Origin of the sequence: Mesorhizobium sp. C416B, assembly GCF_030323165.1 — a bacterium.
Classification (GTDB): Bacteria; Pseudomonadota; Alphaproteobacteria; order Rhizobiales; family Rhizobiaceae; genus Mesorhizobium.
The window spans coordinates 4,330,610-4,345,989 of sequence record NZ_CP100471.1; the positions used below are offsets into that span (position 1 = coordinate 4,330,610).

General features: G+C 62.6%; 14 protein-coding genes. 4 read left to right on the top strand and 10 right to left on the bottom strand.

Going from position 1 to position 15,380, the window contains the following annotated elements; genetic code table 11:
• Positions 1–39: 39 nt before the first annotated feature.
• The 3 genes from NLY43_RS21105 (at position 40) to NLY43_RS21115 (ending at position 4,229) form a co-directional block, all read left to right on the top strand.
• The gene (locus NLY43_RS21105) at positions 40–3,210 is read left to right on the top strand and encodes an efflux RND transporter permease subunit (protein WP_023712826.1); all 3,171 of its coding nucleotides are present in this window, start codon (positions 40–42) and stop codon (positions 3,208–3,210) included.
• 96 nt (positions 3,211–3,306) lie between these two features.
• On the top strand, positions 3,307–3,465 hold the full coding sequence (locus tag NLY43_RS21110) for a DUF3309 family protein (RefSeq protein WP_023702789.1): 159 nt from the start codon (positions 3,307–3,309) through the stop codon (positions 3,463–3,465).
• Between the two features lie 347 nt (positions 3,466–3,812).
• The gene (locus tag NLY43_RS21115; protein ID WP_023712827.1) at positions 3,813–4,229 is read left to right on the top strand and encodes a DOPA 4,5-dioxygenase family protein; all 417 of its coding nucleotides are present in this window, start codon (positions 3,813–3,815) and stop codon (positions 4,227–4,229) included.
• A gap of 136 nt (positions 4,230–4,365) precedes the next feature.
• Here NLY43_RS21115 and NLY43_RS21120 read toward each other — a convergent pair whose 3' ends face one another.
• From NLY43_RS21120 to NLY43_RS21150, 7 genes are all read right to left on the bottom strand, one after another.
• Positions 4,366–5,340, bottom strand: a complete 975-nt coding sequence (locus NLY43_RS21120; RefSeq protein WP_023713274.1) for a hypothetical protein — start codon at positions 5,338–5,340, stop codon at positions 4,366–4,368.
• 183 nt (positions 5,341–5,523) lie between these two features.
• Positions 5,524–6,429 (bottom strand): hypothetical protein, encoded by a 906-nt coding sequence (locus tag NLY43_RS21125; RefSeq protein ID WP_023712828.1) that lies wholly within the window; start codon positions 6,427–6,429, stop codon positions 5,524–5,526.
• A 176-nt stretch (positions 6,430–6,605) separates the two neighbouring features.
• On the bottom strand, positions 6,606–6,851 hold the full coding sequence (locus NLY43_RS21130; RefSeq protein ID WP_023712829.1) for a MoaD/ThiS family protein: 246 nt from the start codon (positions 6,849–6,851) through the stop codon (positions 6,606–6,608).
• 24 nt (positions 6,852–6,875) lie between these two features.
• The gene (locus NLY43_RS21135) at positions 6,876–9,140 is read right to left on the bottom strand and encodes a xanthine dehydrogenase family protein molybdopterin-binding subunit (RefSeq protein WP_023712830.1); all 2,265 of its coding nucleotides are present in this window, start codon (positions 9,138–9,140) and stop codon (positions 6,876–6,878) included.
• Positions 9,137–9,619, bottom strand: coding sequence for a (2Fe-2S)-binding protein (locus NLY43_RS21140; RefSeq protein ID WP_023712831.1), 483 nt, complete (start codon positions 9,617–9,619; stop codon positions 9,137–9,139). The genes NLY43_RS21135 and NLY43_RS21140 overlap by 4 nt, the downstream gene beginning before the upstream one ends.
• Positions 9,619–10,479, bottom strand: a complete 861-nt coding sequence (locus NLY43_RS21145) for an FAD binding domain-containing protein (protein ID WP_023712832.1) — start codon at positions 10,477–10,479, stop codon at positions 9,619–9,621. Before NLY43_RS21145 ends, NLY43_RS21140 begins: the two co-directional genes overlap by 1 nt.
• 49 nt (positions 10,480–10,528) lie before the next feature.
• Positions 10,529–11,614: an SDR family oxidoreductase gene (locus NLY43_RS21150; RefSeq protein ID WP_023712833.1), complete on the bottom strand. Its 1,086-nt coding sequence runs from the start codon at positions 11,612–11,614 to the stop codon at positions 10,529–10,531.
• 95 nt (positions 11,615–11,709) lie between these two features.
• On the opposite strand from NLY43_RS21150, the gene NLY43_RS21155 reads away from it, so the two are divergent.
• Positions 11,710–12,618, top strand: coding sequence for a LysR family transcriptional regulator (locus NLY43_RS21155; RefSeq protein WP_023673122.1), 909 nt, complete (start codon positions 11,710–11,712; stop codon positions 12,616–12,618).
• On the opposite strand, the gene NLY43_RS21160 is transcribed toward NLY43_RS21155, so the two are convergent.
• The 3 genes from NLY43_RS21160 to NLY43_RS21170 form a co-directional block, all read right to left on the bottom strand.
• Complete coding sequence (locus NLY43_RS21160; protein ID WP_023712834.1) at positions 12,582–13,757, bottom strand: MFS transporter; 1,176 nt, start codon at positions 13,755–13,757, stop codon at positions 12,582–12,584. The two genes, NLY43_RS21155 and NLY43_RS21160, sit on opposite strands and share 37 nt — an antisense overlap.
• 324 nt (positions 13,758–14,081) lie before the next feature.
• On the bottom strand, positions 14,082–14,390 hold the full coding sequence (locus NLY43_RS21165; RefSeq protein ID WP_023690051.1) for a DUF1244 domain-containing protein: 309 nt from the start codon (positions 14,388–14,390) through the stop codon (positions 14,082–14,084).
• Between the two features lie 12 nt (positions 14,391–14,402).
• Positions 14,403–15,200 carry an N-formylglutamate amidohydrolase gene (locus NLY43_RS21170; protein ID WP_023711625.1) on the bottom strand — a complete coding sequence of 266 codons (798 nt, stop codon included), beginning with the start codon at positions 15,198–15,200 and terminating at the stop codon, positions 14,403–14,405.
• Positions 15,201–15,380 lie beyond the last annotated feature (180 nt).

Consider the following 15,380-nt stretch of genomic DNA (forward strand, 5'->3'; position numbering starts at 1 on the left):
CCGGCGGCAATGCGGCTCCTGAAATCTTGAGAACAGGCCATGGATATCGTCAAACTCGCGATCAACAATGCCCGGCTGACCATTGCGGTGCTGGTGTTCCTGCTGCTGGCGGGCTGGGTCGCCTATCAGTCGACGCCGAAGGAAGCGGAACCCGACGTTCCGATTCCGATGATGTATGTCAGCCTGATCTATCAGGGCATTTCGCCTGAGGATTCCGAGCGCCTTCTGCTGCGGCCGATGGAAAGCAAGCTGAAGAGCCTCAAGGGCCTCAAGGAAATGCGCTCGGCCGCCTTCCAGGGCGGCGGCTATGTGCTGGTCGAGTTCCAGCCGCAGACCAATCTGGCGACAGCACTTCAGGACACGCGCTCCAAGGTGCAGGACGGCAAGGCCGACCTGCCGCAGGCGGCCGAAGAACCCGTCGTCACCGAGGTCAACATCTCCGAATTCCCCGTGCTGGTGGTGACGTTGTCGGGCGAATTGCCCGAGCGCGTGCTGACGGCTGCCGCGCGCGAATTGCGCGACCGCATCGAGGAAGTGCCCGGCGTTCTCGAAGGCTCGCTGCAGGGCGCGCGCGACGATCTTGTCGAGGTCGTCATCGACCCGATGAAGCTGTCCTCCTACGGGCTGCAGCTCGACCAGCTGATCGGCGCCGTCGGCGCTTCCAACAGCCTGGTCGCCGCCGGCAACATCGAGGGTTCGGAAGGCAAATACGCGGTCAAGGTGCCGTCGCTGATCGAGACACCCGAGGATGTGGCTTCGCTTCCGGTGGTCGCCGGGCCTAATGCCGTGGTGCAGGCGAAGGACATCGCCACGGTGCGTTCGACCTTCGCCGACGCCGAGACCATCACCCGCCTCAACGGTAAGCCGGCCATCGCCATCGAAGTCAAGAAGCGCATCGGCGCCAATCTGATCGACACGCTGGCCAAGGTGCGGGAAGTGTCCGACGCCTATGTCAAGACCATGCCGGAAGGCATGAACATCACCTACACGCAGGACAAGTCTGTCTTCGTCAACCAGTTGCTGGGCGACCTGCAGAACCACGTGATGATCGCCGTCATCCTGGTGTTCATCGTCATCCTCTATGCGCTGTCCGGCCGCGCCTCGCTGCTGATCGGGCTTGCCATTCCGTCATCCTTCCTGATCGGCATCCTGCTCTTGGCGATGATGGGCTACACCATCAACATGATCGTGCTGTTCAGCCTTATCCTGGCGGTCGGCATGCTGGTCGACGACGCCATCATCGTCACCGAATTCGCCGAACGGCGCATGGGCGAAGGCATGCCGAAGGCGGAAGCCTTCACGCTTGCCGCCAAGCGCATGGCCGGTCCGGTCATCGCCGCGACCATGACGCGCATCGCAGCGTTCTCGCCGCTGCTGTTCTGGCCCGGCATTATCGGCGACTTCATGAAATACATGCCGATCACGCTGATCGTCACGCTGTCGGCCTCGATGCTTTATGCGCTGGTGTTCGCGCCGACGCTGGGCGCGCTCTTCGCCAAGGCGCCGAAGCATCACGAGGAACAAAATCGCGACGGCTGGTACATGGCGCTGGTCAAGCAGGCGGTGCGCTTCCCGATCACCGTGCTGGTGCTCACCGCCGTCTTGCTGACCGGCGTCGGCTTCGCCTATTCGAAATATGGCGCCGGCGTCGAGTTCTTCCCCAGCGTCGAGCCCGATTACGGCCTGCTCTATGTGCATGCCCGCGGCAATCTCTCGCTGGCCGAAATGGATACGGCAACCAAGATCGCCGAAAACCGGCTGCTCGGCTGGCCCGGCGTGAAATCGGTCTACACCCGCGTCGGCAAGACGCAAGGCGGCGGCCAGGATGTGCCGGAGGACGTCGTCGGCGTCATCCAGTATGAGTTCATCGACTGGCGCGAGCGCAAATCGGCGAACCACATCCTGGATGAGTTGCGCACTGTCATGGCCGGCATTCCCGGCGTCGATGTCGAGGTGCGCGTGCCGGAGGCCGGTCCTCCGACAGGCAAGGCGGTGCAGCTCCGGCTTTCGGCCATCGATCCCAAAGGGCTCGACGACCAGGCCCGTGCGGTTGCGGCGCGCATCGCCAAGGTGCCCGGCGTCATCGACGTTTCCGACGGTCTGCCGCCGCCCGGCGTGGACTGGGCGCTCGAGGTCGACCGCGCCAAGGCGGCGCAGTATGGCATCAGCCCGACGGCCGTCGGCACGGTGGTGCAATTGGTGACCAATGGGTTGAAGCTGTCGGAATACCGGCCGGCCGGCGCCGACGATGCCGTCGACATCAGGCTGCGCCTGCCCGAAGATCGGCGCACGCTGTCGACGCTCGACGAGCTCAGGGTGCAGACCGCGCAAGGCTCGGTGCCGATCTCGAACTTCGTCGTGCGCAAGCCGGAGCCGACCGTCGGCATCCTCAACCGCATCGACGGCGCCCGCACCGTGGTCGTTCAGGCCAACGTCGCCGCCGGTAGCCAGGTTGCGGCGGTGCAGGCCGAGGTGACCAAGGCGGTCACCGACATGAAGCTCGACAGCGGCATACGCTGGAAGCTCGCGGGCTCCAACGAGGACAGCGCCGAAGCCAGCGCCTTCCTCGGCAAGGCCTTCGGTGCGGCGATCTTCCTGATCTTCCTGGTGCTCTTGATGCAGTTCAACAAGTTCACCAGCGTGCTTCTGGTGCTGTCCTGCGTGGTCATGGCGACGATCGGCGTGTTCCTCGGGCTGCTGCTGACAGGCGAAGCCTTCGGCATCGTCATGTCGGGCATCGGCGTCATCGCGCTGGCCGGCGTGGTGGTGAACAACAACATCGTCTTGATCGACACCTATGACCGGCTGCGCGAAGAAGGCTGGGACAAGATGGAAGCGGTGCTGCAGACCTGCCGCGAGCGCGCCCGCCCGGTGGTGCTGACGGCGGTCTCGGCCATTCTCGGCGTGCTGCCGATCGCCTTTGGTCTTGGGTTGGAAATCTTCCATCACGAGACGACGATCAACGCGCCGTCGACGCAATGGTGGATTTCGCTGTCCTCGGCAATCGTCTTCGGCCTGTCCTTCGCCACCCTGCTGACGCTGGTGGTGACGCCGTCCATGCTGATGATCTTCACGCGCAGCAAGAACAGCCGCTTCTACGCCTTCTTCCGCCGGCTGTTCGGCCGCGACAAGAAACGGGATGCGTCCACGGGGCCGAAGCCGGGTCCGCTCGATGAGCCGGCAATCGCCTTCCCGAAAGCCGCGGAATAGCTGCATTCGACCAGTCGGACAAAAGGCCGCCCGGAACAACCGGGCGGCCTTTTGCATTGTCCCCTCGTATCTGACCAGCAAGGCGAGGGACTCTTAATGACCGTCAGCACCATCCTCATCATTGTCTTGATCCTGATCCTGATCGGCGCCGTACCGGCCTGGCCGCATTCGCGCTCCTGGGGCTATGGGCCGTCCGGAATAGTCGGCGTTGTGCTTGTGGTGCTGCTGATCCTGGTGCTGATGGGCAGGGTTTGATCGGGGCTGAGATATCGGAGATTAGCGTTTCCTCTCCCGATGAAGCGCTGGCAATAAGCACACGGCGGTGCCAGCCCCCACTCCGGCCGCTGCGCGGCCACCTCTCCCCCATGTCCATGGGGGAGAGGAAATCCCAAGTCTTCAAAGGCCACGACCTCGGCGGTTAGCATTTCCTCTCCCCCACGAATGTGGGGGTAGAGGTGGCTCGGCGAAGCCGAGACGGAGTGGGGGAACGCCTATGCGATTGGCCTGAAATTGAGATGACGAGCACACGCTGTTCCCCCTTGGCCGCCCCGCTCCCTTGCGTATACGCTGCCCGCACAACAATCACCGAGGGAGCCATCAAGGTGAACACCGCCAGCCCGCCAAGGCCTCTCGCCGAGATCGCCAGCTATCACGCCCACATCTACTATGACGGGCAAGCCGAGCGGCAACACGCCGAATGGCTGCGCCTGCGCATCGGCGAACGCTTCCGCGTGCGACTGGGCAACTGGCGCGACGAGCCGGTCGGCCCGCACGAGCAGGCCATGTACCAGGTCTCCTTCGCCACCGAGATCTTCGCCACGCTGGTCCCATGGCTGATGCTGAACCATGGCGGCCTGAGCATCCTCATCCACCCCAACACCACCAACCCCAAGCGCGACCATCTGGTCGATCCGATCTGGATCGGGCGGCCGCTGGGGGTTCATGGCGAGGTGCTGGGTGAAGAGGATGAAGCGGAAGAGGCGCTGGAGGTGAATACGGAGCCGACGCTGGGGGCTTGAGGGCAGCAGAGCGCAACCGGCGTCTGTGGTACGGAGGCGCGTATGGCAAGCACGCCCGGGGCGATTGCTGTGACCACGACAAGAGCCCATCTGGGCCACAGACTTCCGTCGTATTTTCGAGGTGACTCTGATGGGTTCACTCAGGGTCGCTGATAGTAACATAGTAAGATGGCATCCCGTAGCCGGCGAAAAGCCTAACACGCACGGCGCGCCTCGTAACTCCAGACCATGATATCCGGCCGACTTCGATTTCGTGCAGCGCAGTGGAAGCGGGATCAGGTGTGCCGAGCAGGCAGCCAACGTGTTCGAGATATCCGATTGCCGGTCGTCTTGGCGGATACACCTGTCGCACCAACTGCGATACCGTTGATACGAATGGATTGTCACGCCAATAGTGTGAAGCATAGGCGTGAGCGATCTTTGCGATCATTTGCGCAAATCGTACCAAATCAACCGTCTGAGTGGACAGAGTATCCAAAGCGTATCGCTCGATCAGAGCGCGATCAGCATTGATGTTGTAGAGCCGAAAATTAAAGGGATCTGCAGCGCTCGCTGGGCGCCGGCTGTAGCTAGAAGCGGGAAACAACACCGGCAAAACCAACACAGTCGGATAGTCCACGATTGGTATCATAGCCCATTGGCTGGTCAGCCGGCCGATGTCGAGTGGGAAGTGAACGTGTGGCACCGCTCCCTTCTTGCCTGTCAGCCCAAATACCTTTCGAACCGGTCCAAACATTTCGCGGGAGATCGTGTATTCCACGACAGAGGTAGCCTTCGCGCACTTGGCACAAGAACTCGACGGCAGTTCCAGACCGGCGCCGAGAAAATCTGGAACGACATGTTCACTGGACAGAGGAAGCAAGTTACCTGAGCTATCCGCGACCTGCCCACAATAGGCGCATCGTCCTAGCTTTGGCAGCAATGTTCTCTTCCTGACGGCGGGAATAATTTCCAGATATTCGCCGTTGAAGCTGCCCTGGGCGAATGACCTGAATGCGCCACCTTTCGGTTGATAGTCGACGGTGCCCAAAGCTGGCAGAGCCCTTAGATCGTCCCATAGAAATTTCCAATAGCGCCGTAGCTGCCCGTTAGGTTCTTCGTCTCCCCTCATCGCCCCCTCGACAAATTAGACTGACATTATTTTGAATCTTGAAATAAGTACTGGACGGTAAAATTTATCTATTGCTGCACCGAATATTTCCGGGGGAAAAACAACCCTGCAAAGGATCGAGTAGAGCTAATAGCCATCCAGTGTATGCAAATTAGGCTAAAGGAGCCACTCTGGCGCGCCGTTTCATGCTCCAGCAAAAAAGACTTTGCGTGCCTGATCTTCATGAAGGTCGAAGAACGCTAAGTGTGCCTCCTTGGGGATTACCGACTCCGAGTAAAGGGAAAAAGGAAAGTCATCGAAGTTAATCTCCGCACTTACGGCCGAAAAATCCTTCTCGTAACAATCCTGGAGAATCTTGAGATTTGTCGATGCGAAACTGTCCGAGAATTCGCGGTTGAAGGTTGGAAGGAAATAGCGAATGAGCGCAGCTTCATATAGAGCAACACGCTCTTTTTCGGAAGTTCCGAAGAGTTTGTCGAGCCCCTGGCCGATGCGTTTTTCGCTTTGCGAGTCGTCCTCAGCGCGTGGGTTAAAAATCGTAACGACCTGATTAACGGGCGCAATTGCCAGCATCAGCACTTGAAAGCGGTAACCTTCAGGGACGCCTTTGATGGCAATTTCCTGTAGTTTTTCATGTTTCATCAACCGGTCAAGCGCGCTGCGAGAACCATCTTTGCCGTACGCTTGACCAATATATTTAACCAGGAACTTTCCCGTACCGAACTTTCTGTTCAGCCGCACTGTGCAACGGTCCAAAGGAGGCGGACTGGCAAGCATTCCGTCTTTGGAGAGGAACCACTGCTCGTCTTTCCGGACTAAGCCGACGCCCTCATCCATTTTCCAAGGTAGTTCATATACTTTGCCAAGGGCCCTGAAGAACATACGAAGGCTTTGGCCTTCGAGTGTGATATCGAGTAGCTCCATCTTCGGTACAAAGCCCACGATATAAATGTGACACTTCTTCGTAACGTCAGAGAATTGCTTTACACCATTGCTATCATACAACCCTTCAGCTGGTATGGTGACATAGCTCAGCGCGTAGAGTGTCAGCGCGTGCTCGACGTCAAATCTCTTGCCTTCTAGAATCACATTATCGCCCCTAACGCTTCGACGTAACTGATCTAGCCGAGATTATCTTTTTCACAAAGGCGACTGTGCAAAAGTCAATCGACTTCACGCCTACCTGTCAGCCTTGGAAGATCGGAGTGGATACCGAACGCTGCGCTCGGCCTCGGATCACTTATGCATCTGAGCCGCTAATGGACTCACCCCCCAGCCAGCCGCGGCAGCAGAAAAATCTCCGCCCCCTGTGGCAGCTCCTTCGACCACGTATCGCGGTAGATCGTGCCATCGATCGCCACCGCGATGCCCTTCTCGATCCAGGGCTCGATGCCGGGATACTGTTCAGCCAGTTTCCTGAACAGCTCCCTTATGTCCTTGGCCTCGACCTCGACCTTGCTCTGGCCGCCGGCGAGCTGGCCCAGCGCGCCCCAGAGCGTCACTTCGACCATTAGGGCAAGAACCTCATTTTTGCCCTAGCCTCCCCGTTCCGCCTCGATCGCGGCGAGAACCCTTGGCGGCGACATCGGGATGTGGGTCATGCGCACGCCGGCAGCGTTGGAGACGGCATTGGCGATCGCCGCCAGCGGCGGCACGATCGAGGTTTCGCCGACGCCGCGCACGCCATAGGGGTGGTTGGGGTTGGGGATCTCGAGGATCTGCGTGTCGATCATCGGCAGGTCCGAGCAGACCGGGATGCGATAGTCGAGGAAGCCGGCATTCTGGAGGCGCCCGTCCTTGCCGTAGATATACTCCTCGTTGAGCGCCCAGCCGATGCCTTGCGCCGCACCGCCCTGGTACTGGCCCTCGACATAGGTCGGGTGCACCGCCTTGCCGGCATCCTGGATCACCGTGTAGCGGATCACCCTGGTCGAGCCGGTATCGGGGTCGACCTCGATGTCGCATATATGGGTGGCGAAGGAGACGCCGGCGCCGTCGGCGACGAGCTCGCTGTGGCCGGCGATCGGCCCGCCGGTCTTGCCGGAAGCGGCGGCGATCTCCTTCAGCGACAGGGCTGCAAGATTGCCGTATTTTTCGCCCTTGGCGATGGCGTGGCCGTTTTCCCAGACCACGTCGTCGACGGGGATGTCCCACGTCTGGGCGGCGCGCTCACGCAGGATCTTGATGGCGTTGCGGGCGGCCGAGATGGTCGCCATCGAGGACGAGAAGGTGCCGCGGCTGCCGTCGGTCATGTCGTTGTAGCCGAGCGAGGACGTGTCGGCGACCACCGCCTTGAGCTGGGCATAGTCGATGCCGAGCTCCTCCGCCGCCACCAGCGACAGCGACGCGCGCGAACCGCCGACGTCCACCGTGCCGACGGCGAGCGAGACCGAGCCGTCCATGCCGATGTTGAGGTCGACGCAGGTCTGGCCGCCAAAGTTGAACCAGAAGCCGCAGGCCATGCCGCGGCCCTGGTTTTTGCCCAGCGGCGCCTTCATGTGCGGATGGGTCTTCGCCGCCTCCAGCGTCGGGCCGATGCCGATCGGGCCGTAGACCGGGCCGTAGGACGACCTTGTGCCTTCCTGCGCGGCGTTCTTGATGCGGAACTCGACCGGATCCATGCCGAGCTCCTTGGCCAGCTCGTCGACGGCACTTTCCACCGCGAAAGCCGCCATCGGTGCGGAGGGCGCGCGGTAGGCCGCGGTCTTCGGCCGGTTGACCAGCACTTCGAAGCCGACCGTCTTGACGTTGTCGAGCTTGTAGCAGGCGAATGCCGTCATGGCGCCGATCTCGGCCCATGTGCCGGCATAGGGACCGCTGGTGTAGCGCAGCGTCGCTTCGGCGGCAGTGATGGTGCCGTCTTTGCGAGCGCCGATCTTCACGTCGATCGAGGTGGCGCTGGTCGGGCCTGAGGCGCGGAACACCTCGTCGCGAGTCATCACCAGCTTCACCGGCCGTCCTGCCTTGCGCGACAGAGCGAGTGCCACCGGCTCGGCCCAGACATGGGTCTTGCCGCCGAAGCCGCCGCCGATCTCCGAGGAGGTGACGCGCAGCTTCGAGGCTTCCAGCCCGAGCAGTTGCGCACAATGCTGGCGGTAGACGAAATGGCCCTGCGTGCAGACCCAGAGGTCGGCGGTGCCGTCGGACGAGACGCTCGCCACGCAGGCGTGCGGCTCGATATAGCCCTGATGCGTCTGTTCGGTCTTGAAGGAGCGCTCGACGATGACATCGGCGTGCCCAAAGCCCTGATGGACATCGCCATGGCCGAACTGGCTGCGCTTGGTGACGTTGGACGGCTTTACCGGCTTTTCCTCGAGACCCTCGGTGAAGATCGTGTCGTTGATCAACGGCGCGGTGTGCTTCATCGCCTCGTCGACATCGGTGACATGCGGCAACAGCTCGTACTCGACCTCGATGAGCTTCAGCGCCTGCCTGGCCGTGCGGGCATCGACGGCGGCGACCGCGGCCACGGCGTGGCCGTCATAGAGCGCCTTGCCGCGCGCCATGCAATTGTCGAGGACGTCGTACATGGCGGCATCGCCATCGGTGAGATCGGGCAGGTCGGCGGCGGTGATCACCGCTTTCACGCCGGCGAGCTTTTCCGCTTTCGAAGTGTCGATCTTGAGGATCCTGGCATGCGCATGCGGGCTGCGCAGGACACGCCCGACCAGCTGTCCCGCCATGTTGAAGTCGGCGCCGTAGCGGGCGCGTCCGGTCACCTTGTCGACGCCGTCGGGACGGATGGGCCGCGTGCCGACGGAGGAGAATTTGCGGCCCGAAAAGCGTGGATCGAAGTTCATGCGTGCGCTCCCTTCATCACATTGGCCGCATCCTGGACCGCGCGCACGATCTTGTCGTAGCCGGTGCAGCGGCAGAGGTTGCCGGCGAGGCCGAAGCGGATTTCTTCCTCGGTCGGATCGGGGTTCTTGGCCAAAAGGTCCTTCGCCGCGATGAGGAAGCCCGGCGTGCAGATGCCGCATTGCAGGGCCGCATGCTCGAGGAACTTCTGCTGCAGCGGATGCAATTGATCGCCATGCGCCATGCCCTCGACGGTTTCGATATGCCGCCCCTCGGCTTCCGCGCCGAGCACCAGGCACGAGCAGACCAGACGGTCGTCGAGTATGATCGAGCAGGCGCCGCAATCGCCGGTGCCGCAGCCTTCCTTGGCGCCGGTCAGCCCGAGCCGGTCGCGCAGGACGTCGAGCAACGTCTCGTCGGGTTGGCAAAGGTATTCGACGCTGTCGCCGTTGATTGTCGTTGAAACTGCTACACCGGCCATCATTTGCCTCCTGCGCGTGCGTAGGCGGTCGTCGCGGCCCGTCCGGCCAGCACGCCCGCAACTTTTCGTCTGAACTCGATGGTGCCGCGCTTGTCGTCGATGGGGCGGCAGGCCCCGGCGCAGACCTTGGCGAGCCGCTCAAGTGCCGCCTCATCCAGCTTCCTGCCGATGAGAGCCTCGGCTGCTTCTTCCACCAGAAGCACGGTCGGGGCCGCGGCGCCCAGCGCGACGCGGGCGGCTGTTATGACGCCATGCTCGTCGAGCGTCAGGTTCACGCCGGCGCTGACCACCGCGATGTCCATCTCGGTGCGCGGAATGAAACGCAGATACGCGTCGCCCGAGCGCGGTGCGCGCTTGTCGAGCAGGATCGCCTCGATGATCTCGCCCTTGGCGAGCGATGTCTTGCCTGGCCCGATCGGCACGGACCCGACGGGAATGGTGCGCTTGCCCGAGGGGCCGACAATCACTGCCCTGGCACCGGCGGCCACCAAGGCCGGGACGCTGTCGGCGGCCGGCGAGGCGTTGCACAGATTGCCAACGATGGTGCAGCGGCCCTGGACCTGCTTGGAGCCGATCAGCTTCGCCGCTTCGACGACACCGGGCCAGGCCTTCTTCAGAACCGCGCTCTCGCCCAGGACGGCGCAGGGGACGGTGGCGCCGATGCTGAAGCCGTCGGCCGTCTCCCTGATCTCGCTCAAGCCCTCGATCGCCTTGATGTCGACGATCAGGTCGGGATCGACAAACCCGCCCTTCATCCGAACGAGGAGGTCACTGCCTCCAGCGAGAATGGCTGATGTGCCGGAAGCGTCGGCCAGCAGGCCAACGGCGTCTTCGATTGAAAGCGGACGTATGTAACGCATCGTCTCCCCTTGGTGATGGTGATCTCGCCGACCGTTATAAACAGTCTCCTCATAATGACCATCCGGTTGCTGATTTCCAGCGATTGGGCCAGCACCGCGAGAGAGATTTTTGTCTAAAGTCTTTGTTTTGATGCATGTCGTTGTCCCAGAACCGCGCACACTTCTGGGCGACATGCATTGAAGCGGCGTCTTTTGCACGGTCGAGGCTGATGCCGATGTCCTTCAAGGCCTCGGCCACGGCCTCGTCCAGCGGGGTGTGCGGGACTTCGCCGATGATGCCTTCTAGCCGGTCGGACACGAGCCGGTGCGGTTCGAAGCGCAGATAGGACATCGAGACGATCTCGCGCCACATCGCCACGAACGGGCTGCCGGCGCGCAGCACCCACCACGGCATGAAGGTCAGTTTCAGCGGACGGCCAAGCGCCTTCTCGGCCGCGGCCTTGATGTCCATGTCGGTGACGGCGTGGCCGGGGAAGTTGAGCGCCTCAAAGAAGCCGAGCTTGCCCTGATTGCGCGCCAGGCCGACGAAGCCGATGGCGAAGTCCGGCAAATAGGCCCATTCGTGCACGAGGTTGGCAGGGCCAGGCGCTGTGTAGACGCCCTTGTTCATTTTGGCGGCGACGACGAGGTCGAACCATGATCCGCTGCCGGTGCCGCCGAAGAAATCGCCGGCGCGCAGGATGATGGTGCGGACGCGGCCGGCATCGGCCTCGCGGCGAAACAGCGCTTCCATGGCGCAGCGGATGCGGCCCTTCTCGGTGGTCGGACGGAATGGCGTGTCTTCGGTGACCACCTCAGGCATCGGCGAGCCGTAATTGTAGACAGTGCCGGGGAAGAGATGCAGCGCGCCATTGGCATGGCAGGCGGCCATGACGTTCTCCGCCATCGGCAGGCATTTGCTCCAATCGGTGTAGATCGGGTTGAGACCGTTGAAGATGATGTCGACACCCTGCGTGGCGCGGATCAGCGCCTCGCGGTCGAGCGCATCGCCGGCGACGGCGGTGGCGCCCTTGAGTTCGGCTGGGACCTTGCCGCTGCGGGTGACGGCGCGGACGTCGAAACCGGCGTCGATGAAGGCCTTGCCAACCACGCGGCCGAGCCGGCCATTGGCGCCTAGAATTGCGATCTTGGTCATTTTTCTTCTCCGTGTCTGTGTTTGCACGGCGAATATGATGCGTTCATACGCGAATGAAAATTGACTATGAATGCAGATTTGTTATTCATAAATGAATGGAAGATATCGACTGGAACCTGATCAAGAGTTTCGTCACCGTGGCGGAGACCGGCAGCCTGTCGGCCGCGGCGCGCAAACTGTCGGCCAGCCAACCGACGCTCGGGCGTCACATCGGTGAGCTCGAACAGGCGCTCGGCGTCACGCTGTTCCGGCGCGGGCGGCGCGGCTATGCTCTGACGGAAGCAGGCGCCACGCTGTTCGAACGCGGCAGAGCGGTGAGCGAGCAGGCGAGCGCGTTTTCGCTATTGGCATTGGGCTCGGTCGAGGCGATCGAAGGCACGGTGCGTATTGCCGCCAGCGAGGTGGTGGCGGCCTATGTGCTGCCGAGGATGACGGCGCGGCTCGGCATCGAGGAACCCGGCATCGAGGTCGAGATCGTCGCCTCGAACCAGGTCGAGAACCTGCTGCGAAGGGATGCCGATATCGCCATCCGCATGGTCAAGCCGGCGCAGAACGAGCTGACGGCGCGCAAGGTCTGCGATATCAAGCTCTGCTGCTGCGCGGCGAAATCCTATCTCGGCAGGCACGGCCGCCCGCTCAAGCCCGCCGATCTTCTCGACCATCCGCTGATCGGCTTCGACCGCAGCGATGAGATGATCCGGGGCTTTACCCAGGCCGGCATCCCCGTCACCCGCAGCAGCTTCCGCTTCAGGACCGACAACCAGATCGTTTTGTGGGAAGCGCTGCGGGCGGGAAACGGCATCGGTCTCGGCCAGGAGCCGCTGGCCGACAGCGACCCGTCGCTGGAGAAACTGCTGCCCGGCCTGCCACTGCCCAGCCTACCGGTGTGGCTGGCCATGCATCGCGACGTGCGCACCAGCGTGCGCATCCGCCGCGTCGCGGATTTCCTCTATGAGGAGCTGAAGCGCTATTCGGCGGGGGCGGCCGCGAATTCGGCGCGGTGAGCGAGCCCGGCCATCAAAAGCACGACGACCAGCAGCGCCGACATGGCGACGAAGATCGGCCCGAAGCTGGAATGCTCGGCGACGAAGCCGATCGCCGACGGCGCTACCAATATGCCGGAATAGCCCATGGTGGTGACGACGCTCATGCCGGTGCCCGACGACATGCCTTCCTGGTTGCCGCCGGCCGAGAAGATGATCGGCACCATATTGGCGATGCCGAAGCCGCAGAGAGCAAAAGCCGCGATGGCGATCCAGGGCGAAGGCGACAGGCCGGCGACCAGCATGCCGGCGGCGGCGACCACCGCCGAGCCGCGCAGCGTCGCCACCGCGCCGAAGCGGTTGCGCACGCCGTCACCGAAAAAGCGCATGACAGCCATGACGCCGGAGAAGGCGGCGTAGGCAAGGCCGGCGATGGCGAGGTCGGCGCCGAGCTCCTGCCGGAGATAAAGCGCTGCCCAGTCGAGCACGGCGCCCTCGGAAATCATCGTCAGCAGCGCCATCAGCCCGACAAGATAGACCAGCGGGTTGGCCGGCAGCGTTAATCTGTGATGCTCGGCGGCCTGCGGCTTGTCCTCGGCGATGAGGTAGCCGACCGCCACGGCAATGACGGCAAAAGCAATGATCGTGACTACAGCCGCATGGGCGAGGTGGCCGTAAGTCTGGATGGCGTAACCGCCCAGACCGCCACCGGCGAAACCGCCGAGGCTCCAGAAGCCGTGCGAGGACGACATGATGGCGCGGGACAGCCGGCGCTCGACCACCACCGCATTGGCGTTCATGGCGACATCCATGCCGCCGATCGAGCCGCCGAAGATGATCATGGCGATCGCCGCCAGCGGGACGTTGGGCGCCAGCGCCACGATCAGCAGGCCGAGGCTGCCGCACAGGCCGAACCAGCGCAACACGGTGCGCGAGCCATGCCTGGAGATCAGATGGCCGCACCAGCTCATGGCCGCGACCGCGCCGACGCCGAACAGAAGGATCAGCAGGCCGAGGGTGAATTTCGAGATGTCGAGCCGGGTCAGGAACACCGGAATCTGCGGCGCCCAGCTGCCGGTCAGGAAGCCGTTGGCGAGGAAGATCGCTGCTACGGCCCATCGCCCGCGAATGGCGCTCTGCATGGTGTCTTGCGCGTTCATGGCCTGAATCCGGTCAAAGAATGGCTTTGCGCGGCAAATTAGATCGATTCAATTTCTCGTCAAGCGCTGGGCTGCGAAAAGCTTGTGGGCCACATCTAAGGGGAAACCGTTAGGCAGCGTTCCTTCGCGCCCCCCTCTGTCCTGCCGGACATCTCCCCCACAAGTGGGGAGATTGGCGGCTTCGGCGCCTCGCTTATTCTTGCACCGCTGGCGATTGGCTAGAGCCTGCGTGACGGCCAATCTCCCCCCAAGTGGGGGAGATGTCCGGCAGGACAGAGGGGGGCGCTGTCCCGCCGACGTCAATCCTGTGAACCGCGCGCTACTTCAATGATCCCTCGGCCGCCTCGCCTCGAATTCCGCCTTCTTGGCGTCCGAAGCCTCGGTCTGGTTCAGCGCCTGCCATTGCGCATAGGGCATGCCGTAGACGATTTCGCGCGACTGGTCCTTGCCGAGATCGACGCCCTCAGCCTCGGCCGCTTCGCGGTACCAGTTCGACAGGCAGTTGCGGCAGAAGCCGGCGAGGTTCATCAGGTCGATGTTTTGCACATCGCTGCGCTCGCGCAGATGCTCGACCAGCCGGCGGAAGGCCGCGGCCTCGAAATCGCGTTTCTGGTCATCGCTGAGTTCGGTCATTGCCTTGGATCCTCACAGCGGCCCGGTGCGCGAGCCGAACATCTTCACCTGATGCATATCGGGACGGCGGTCGATGGCGTCAACGATCGGCGCCAGCCGTTGCGCCCAGGCCAGCGCCCCCTTGCGGTCTGATATCAGGTCCTGGCGGATCTCGATCAGCGCATGGGCAAAGCCGTTGACGATGGCGTGCTTGAACATGGTGTCGCCGCGCAACGCGCCGTCATAGGGTTCATTGTCGCCGACGACGAGGTTTTTATCCTGCGCCAGCATGTCGATCAGCGGCCGCGCCACGCGGTCGTCGAGGTCCCACAATATGCCGACATGCCAAGGGCGGATGAAGCCCTGCATGACAGGGGTGAAGGAGTGTACGGAGAAGATGAACGGCGCTTTGCCTGAGGCGTGCGCCACCGACGCGATCATGGCGCCGACCGCGTCCTGATAAGGCCGGTAGAAGCCGTCGAGCCGCCTTTCGCGTTCTTGCGGCGCCATAGGGTAGTTTCCCGGCACGACAGTGCCGTCATAGAGCTGGCGGATCAACGTCGGGTCGTCCTCGCCGCGATTGGGATCGATCAGCAGCCGCGAAAAATTGGCGATCACCGCCGGCACGTCGAGCGCCGCCGCCAGTTCGCGCGTCACCGTCTCGACACCGATGTCGTAGGCGATATGGCGATCGAGTTCCGCCGCCGGCAAGCCGAGACTGCCATACTCCTCCGGCAGGTCGCGGCGGGCATGGTCGGCGACAAGCACGATGCCTCGCTTGCGGTCGCCTTCGACGATATCGAAAGGCGCGAAAACTGTGGATCGGGTCATTGGCTGGAAAGGTCTGTTCGCTGGCTTCCGGGGAGGGTGGTATCGTCATTCCCACGAAGAGGACTGTTGCGCAATGCCGTTGTTTGGCCACGGTTTCTGCGAAAATCCTGTGACGCGCGGCGTATCGCGTGTCGGGGCCTTTCTAAATCGATTGGAATTGGACAGAACGGCGCGTTGACA

What these genes read in the sequence shown, in the direction of transcription:
- NLY43_RS21105 (WP_023712826.1), top strand. Translation starts at nt 40, where the DNA reads ATGGATATCGTCAAACTCGCGATCAACAATGCCCGGCTGACCATTGCG.
- NLY43_RS21165 (WP_023690051.1), bottom strand. Translation starts at nt 14,390, where the DNA reads ATGACCGAACTCAGCGATGACCAGAAACGCGATTTCGAGGCCGCGGCC.
- NLY43_RS21155 (WP_023673122.1), top strand. Translation starts at nt 11,710, where the DNA reads ATGGAAGATATCGACTGGAACCTGATCAAGAGTTTCGTCACCGTGGCG.
- NLY43_RS21140 (WP_023712831.1), bottom strand. Translation starts at nt 9,619, where the DNA reads ATGGCCGGTGTAGCAGTTTCAACGACAATCAACGGCGACAGCGTCGAA.
- NLY43_RS21170 (WP_023711625.1), bottom strand. Translation starts at nt 15,200, where the DNA reads ATGACCCGATCCACAGTTTTCGCGCCTTTCGATATCGTCGAAGGCGAC.
- NLY43_RS21145 (WP_023712832.1), bottom strand. Translation starts at nt 10,479, where the DNA reads ATGCGTTACATACGTCCGCTTTCAATCGAAGACGCCGTTGGCCTGCTG.
- NLY43_RS21110 (WP_023702789.1), top strand. Translation starts at nt 3,307, where the DNA reads ATGACCGTCAGCACCATCCTCATCATTGTCTTGATCCTGATCCTGATC.
- NLY43_RS21150 (WP_023712833.1), bottom strand. Translation starts at nt 11,614, where the DNA reads ATGACCAAGATCGCAATTCTAGGCGCCAATGGCCGGCTCGGCCGCGTG.
- NLY43_RS21160 (WP_023712834.1), bottom strand. Translation starts at nt 13,757, where the DNA reads ATGAACGCGCAAGACACCATGCAGAGCGCCATTCGCGGGCGATGGGCC.
- NLY43_RS21135 (WP_023712830.1), bottom strand. Translation starts at nt 9,140, where the DNA reads ATGAACTTCGATCCACGCTTTTCGGGCCGCAAATTCTCCTCCGTCGGC.
- NLY43_RS21120 (WP_023713274.1), bottom strand. Translation starts at nt 5,340, where the DNA reads ATGAGGGGAGACGAAGAACCTAACGGGCAGCTACGGCGCTATTGGAAA.
- NLY43_RS21130 (WP_023712829.1), bottom strand. Translation starts at nt 6,851, where the DNA reads ATGGTCGAAGTGACGCTCTGGGGCGCGCTGGGCCAGCTCGCCGGCGGC.